This window comes from Bradyrhizobium sp. (genome assembly GCF_016462955.1).
Classification (GTDB): Bacteria; Pseudomonadota; Alphaproteobacteria; order Rhizobiales; family Xanthobacteraceae; genus Bradyrhizobium.
In genome coordinates this window covers 1-5,657 of sequence record NZ_JAEMSD010000449.1, presented here as the reverse complement: position 1 = coordinate 5,657, position 5,657 = coordinate 1, and the positions used below count along the sequence as shown (strand labels likewise).

General features: G+C 64.0%; 4 protein-coding genes. All 4 read right to left on the bottom strand.

Annotated elements, in window-relative coordinates:
- A partial coding sequence (gene ligA, locus JHD07_RS31295; RefSeq protein WP_291629176.1) for an NAD-dependent DNA ligase LigA occupies positions 1-1,169 on the bottom strand: 1,169 nt, incomplete at its 3' end.
- 164 nt (positions 1,170-1,333) lie between these two features.
- Positions 1,334-3,007 (bottom strand): DNA repair protein RecN, encoded by a 1,674-nt coding sequence (gene recN / locus JHD07_RS31290; protein ID WP_291629174.1) that lies wholly within the window; start codon positions 3,005-3,007, stop codon positions 1,334-1,336.
- Between the two features lie 13 nt (positions 3,008-3,020).
- Complete coding sequence (locus JHD07_RS31285) at positions 3,021-3,911, bottom strand: outer membrane protein assembly factor BamD (protein WP_291629172.1); 891 nt, start codon at positions 3,909-3,911, stop codon at positions 3,021-3,023.
- A 246-nt stretch (positions 3,912-4,157) separates the two neighbouring features.
- Complete coding sequence (lpxC, locus tag JHD07_RS31280) at positions 4,158-5,120, bottom strand: UDP-3-O-acyl-N-acetylglucosamine deacetylase (RefSeq protein ID WP_291629170.1); 963 nt, start codon at positions 5,118-5,120, stop codon at positions 4,158-4,160.
- Positions 5,121-5,657: the final 537 nt, after the last annotated feature.

Here is a 5,657-nt window from a genome sequence, read left to right as displayed (position 1 = left end):
CCCTTGTTGCCGAGGCCCTTGATGTAATCCTCATTGTGCAGCGTGACGTTCTGCACGATCACGCCGCCGACACCGACCGGCTCGAGCTTGCCGACCGGCGTGAACGAGCCGGTGCGGCCGACCTGGATCTCGATGTCGCGCAGCACCGTCATGGCGCGCTCGGCGGGGAATTTGTGCGCGATGGCCCAGCGCGGCGTGCGCGAAATAAAGCCCAGACGTTCTTCCCAATCGATACGATCGACTTTGTAGACCACGCCATCGATATCGTAGTCGAGCTTTGCCCGTCTTTCTTCAATGGCGTGATGAAAGTCCACCAGCTCATCAACCGAGTGGCACAACTTCGTCAAGGGATTGGTCTTGAAGCCACAACGCTCAAACCAATGGATCATTTTGGTTTGCGTATCTGCCGGCATTGTACTCATTTCGCCCCAGGCATATGCGAAGAAGCCAAGGGGACGAGACGCCGTAATTCTGGGGTCCTTCTGCCGCACAGATCCCGCCGCTGAGTTGCGGGGATTCGCGAACTGCGTTTCTCCAGCTTCGGCTTGCTTCCTGTTTAACGCAAGAAAGGCGCTTTTCGTCATATACACTTCGCCGCGCACTTCGCACACACGAGGCAGATTGCGCCCCTCAAGCTTTTGCGGCACGTCCTCAAGCATTCGGATATTTGCCGTAACGTCCTCGCCCGTCGTACCGTCCCCCCGGGTCGCCGCCGTTACAAGCTCCCCCCCTTCATAGCGCAGCGACATCGACAGTCCATCGATCTTAGGCTCTGCGCTGAAGTCGATTCGAGAGTCGTTCAGCCGAAGGAACCGAACAATCTTGTCAGCGAACTCTCTCACGTCCTCTTCTTTGAATGCATTTTCAAGCGACAGCATTGGCACAGCATGCCGAACTTTTTTGAATCCGCGCGCTGGCGCAGCGCCAACTTTCTGAGATGGAGATTTTGCACTGACAAGTTCGGGAAAACGCTCTTCGATCGCGTTGAACCGCTGGCGTAGACGATCATATTCGGCATCCGTAACGGTCGGAGCGTCGTCTTGATAATAGCGCTTGTCGTGCTCTTCGAGTTCAAGCGTTAGCCGCATGTGCTCGACCTTGGCCTGTGCCTTGGTGAGGTCGACGACGTCGCGGACCGGTTTTGCTTTTGATTTTGCTGCTCTGGCCATGACGCTTGGATACGACGGAGCGGGTAGCACGGTAAAGGCTTGTGGAAATCTCGTGCCCCGGACGCAGCGCAGCGCTCCTTCAGCGGTGCGCTGCAGAGCCGGGGCCAATGCCGCGGCATGCATTCCCGGTCCCGGCTCGCGCCCGCGCGTCCGGGACACGAGAGCTAAGCCGTCGCCGCCTTCAGTAACCTGTCCGCCGCCGCCCTCGCCTCGGCCGTGATCTCGGCACCGGCGAGCATCCGCGCGATCTCCTCGCGGCGGTGGTCGGCGGCGAGTGCGTTGACGCGGGTGGCGACGCGTTTGCCCTTGTCGAGGGCGTCCTTGGAGATCAAGAGGTGCTGGTCGGCGCGGGCGGCGACCTGGGGGGCGTGGGTCACGGCCATGACCTGGACCTTGCCGGCCAGCCGCGCCAGGCGCCCGCCGATGGCGTCCGCGACCGCACCGCCGACGCCGGTGTCGATCTCGTCGAAGACCAGTGTCGGCGCCGAGCCGCGGTCGGACAGCACGACCTTGAGCGCGAGCAGGAAGCGCGACAGCTCGCCGCCGGAGGCGACCTTCATCAGGGGGCCCGGCTTGGTGCCCGGATTGGTCTGCACCCAGAACTCGACGCGATCGAAGCCTTGCGGACCGGGCGCGGCCTCGTCGGTTTCGACCTGGGTCATGAATTTCGCGCGTTCGAGCTTGAGCGGGGCGAGCTCGGCATTGACGGCCTTGTTGAGCTTCTCCGCCGATTTCTGCCGCACCAGCGACAGCTTCTTGGCGGCCGCGGCGTAACGACTGTCCGCCTCGATCGCGGCCTGCTCCAGCTTCTTCAGGCGCGAGGCGCCGGCGTCGATCAGGACGACGTCGGCGGCATATTTGGCGGCGAGCGCGGCGAGCCCGTCGACCGGGGTCGAATATTTGCGCGAGGCGCCGCGAAGGGCGAACAGCCTCTCCTCGATGCGTTCGAGCTCGGCCGGATCGAAATCGGTGGCGGCCAGCGCTGCCTGGAGATGTTGGTCGGCCTCCTCCAGCGCATTGATGGCCGCGTCGATCGCCTTCACCGCCGGCTCCACCAGCGCCGGCGAATTGACGCCGCGGCGCTCCAGCCGGCGCACCGCCGCCGACAGCGTGGCGACCGGCGAATGATGGCCGCCGACCGCCTCCTGCGCCTCGCGCAGGTCGGAGGCGATCTTCTCGCCCTGCATCATGGTGGTGCGGCGCGCGGCCAGCGCAGTCTCCTCGCCGTCCTTGGGCGCGAGCTGCTTCAGCTCGTCCGAGGCGTGGCGCAGATAATCCGCCTCGCGCGCCGCGCTCTCCATGGCGGCGCGATGCTCCTCCAGGGCGGTGTTGGCGGTGCTGCGCGCGTCCCAGAGCGCCTCGACCGCCGCGACGTCCTTCTCGAGGCCGGCAAACGCGTCGAGCAGACGGCGGTGGGTGGCGGCATCGACCAGCGCGCGCTCGTCATGCTGGCCGTGGATCTCGACCAGGGCGGCGCCGACCGCCTTCAGCGTCTGCACGCTGATGGACTGGTCGTTGATGAAGGCGCGGGTGCGGCCGTCGGCGAGCTGCACGCGGCGCAGAATCATCTCACCGGTATCGTCGAGGCCGTTCTCGGCCAGGATCTTCGCCGCAGGGTGATTCTTCGGGATATCGAACACGGCAGTAACCTGCCCCTGCTCCGCGCCGTGGCGCACGAGGCCGGCGTCGCCGCGGCCGCCGAGCGCCAGCGCAAAGGCATCGAGCAGGATGGATTTGCCCGCACCGGTCTCGCCGGTCAAAACCGCGAGGCCGGAGGCGAATTCGATATCGAGCCGTTCGATCAGGACGATGTCACGGATCGACAGACGCGCCAGCATGGAACCCTATTTCCTAGCCGAGACCCATTCTCTTGAAGGTCTTGCTGATCCAGGACCCCTGATTCTCGCTCGGCTCGAGACCGCCGGATTTTACAAGATTATAGGCGTCCTTGTACCAGCGGCTGTCAGGAAAATTGTGGCCAAGCACGGCCGCGGCGGTCTGCGCCTCCCCGACGATGCCGATCGCCATATAGGCCTCGGTCAGCCGGTAGAGCGCTTCCTCGACATGGCGCGTGGTCTGGTACTGGGTGACCACGGTCTTGTAGCGGTTGATCGCCGCCGTGTAGTCGCGCTTCTGCGCGTAGTAGCGGCCGACATTCATTTCCTTGCCGGCGAGCTGGTCGCGCGCGCCCTCGATCTTGGCCTTGGCCGAGGTCGCGTATTCGGAGGTCGGATATTTGCGCACCACCTCTTCCAGCGCGGCGATCGCCTTCTCGGTGCGGGTCTGGTCGCGGCTGATGTCCGGGATCTGGTCGTAGTGGGAGGCCGCGATCAGGTATTGCGCATAGGCGGCGTCCGGACTGCCGGGATGCAGCGTGACGTAGCGGGTGGCTGCGCCGATGCAGCCGTCATAGTCGCCGCCCTGATAGGACGCATAGGCCGACATCAGCAGCGATTTACGGGCCCAGTCGGAATAAGGATGCTGGCGGTCGACCTCTTCGAACTTCTTGGTCGCCGCCTTCATGTCCTTCTTCTCGTTCATGAGGTACAGGCCCTCATTGTAGATCTTGTCGGCGGGCTCCTCGACGAAGGTGTCGTCCTTGGCGGTGAACTTGTCCCACAGCGCGCCGGTGCCGCAGCCGGCGAGCGGCAGCGCGAGCATGATGAAGGTGGCGGCCTGAAGCAGCCCGCGGGCTCGCAGCCAGACCGAGAAATATCCGCGCGTCATACGCTGTGCCGACATGAGTTTACGCCCTGACGCCCTGTGATCGGTGTCCGCCAGCCCATGACCCGGTCATGGGCGCGAAAGGTAACCGTGGTGCCTGCCATGCGACCACGCCGATGGATCCGAAAAACGATCGTTAACAACCGGATAGGCAGGCATTTCGCCCGGATTAAGGCGAAACCGCCGCAATCCTAGTCGATCATGGTTACCAGGAGTTTCCCGGGAGAAGCCGCCGACCAGAATGCCGAGGGGCAACAGGTGTCTTCAGGACACATCCGGCCCGAACGCCGCGGCGACGCGGCCGCCGACGATGCCACGGCCGACCTCGCCCACGGGACGCGTCGTGCGGCGGGCGGCCTCGCCCTCCACCACCCGCCAGGCGGTACGGTCGGCGAGCAGCGCGGTCAGGACGGCATGGTTCAGCTTGTGGCCGCCGCGCACCGAGCGATAGACGCCAAGCAGCGGCAGGCCGGCCAGCGCGAGGTCGCCGATCACGTCCAGCACCTTGTGGCGGGCGCATTCATCGGCGTAGCGCAGGCCCTCGGTGTTGAGCAGCCGCTCGTCGTCGAACACGACGGTGTTGTCGAAGGAGGCGCCGAGGGCATAGCCCGCGCTCCAGAGCCGGGCGACATCGCTCATCAGACCGAACGTCCGGGCCCGGCCGACTTCGCGGCGGAAACCTTCCGGGTTGAGGTCGAAGGCGTAAGCCTGCTGGCCGATGACGGGATTGGTGAAATCGATCTCGACCTCGACGCGGAACCCATTGGCGTGGGGCCTGATCTCGCCGAAGGAGTCGCCGATCTTGACCGAGATCGGCTTCAACACCTGGATGAAGCGGCGTTGCGCTGATTGGGTCACGATGCCGGCTTGGTCGATCGCGGCAATGAAAGCCGCGGCGCTGCCGTCCATGATCGGGACTTCGGGACCGTCGACCTCGATGGTGGCGTTGTCGACGCCCATGCCCCGCAGTGCAGCAAGGACGTGCTCGGCGGTGGAGACCAAGGGACCGTTGCGATCGCCGAGGACGGTGGCAAAGTCGGTCGCAATCACCTGCTCGGCGGTCGCCTGGACCTCGCGGTCACTTCCCTCAAGTCCAGTCCGGACAAACACAAGACCTGCGTCGATAGGCGCAGGCCCAAGCGTGAGAGTGACGGGAAGACCGGAATGAACGCCCACACCTGCCACAGAGGCTTGCGCACGAAGCGTTGTTTGCCGGCTAAATTTCATTAGGAACCCGCCCCACTACGACCCAATGCGACTTATACGAGACCCACCCGGCCGGCCAGCGCCGACGCTCTGCGAATCTGCGTATCCCCAAGTCACGGCAAACCATAGTTGCTGCCCCAAACAGCGCCAACTCACGGTTTTTTACCGATTGTTACCCCAAACCCGCCGTATTCGCGCCAAGGCTTAACCAAATTGCGCCGACGTTGGGGACCATTGCCGGCAGTTTTAGTGAACCACCGAATGCGTAATTAATGATTTAAAATCAGTTGCTTGGCAGCGTAATCCGGGCATGCACGGGACAAAAGGAAAGGTCCCGGCAAGCTTCTCGCCGGGACCTTTTTCGGTCTGCGTTATCGTAACAATTCTCAGGTTGCCTGCCGCCGCAAGAACGCCGGGATATCAAGATGGTCGTCACCCTGTGGCGCCGGCGCAACAGGCGCCGGGCGGCCATGCATGTCGAGGCCCTGCGGCGCGGGACGACGGGCGTATTCTGATACCGGATCACTGGACGCGATCTGCTGCGCCACGGTCTTCTGG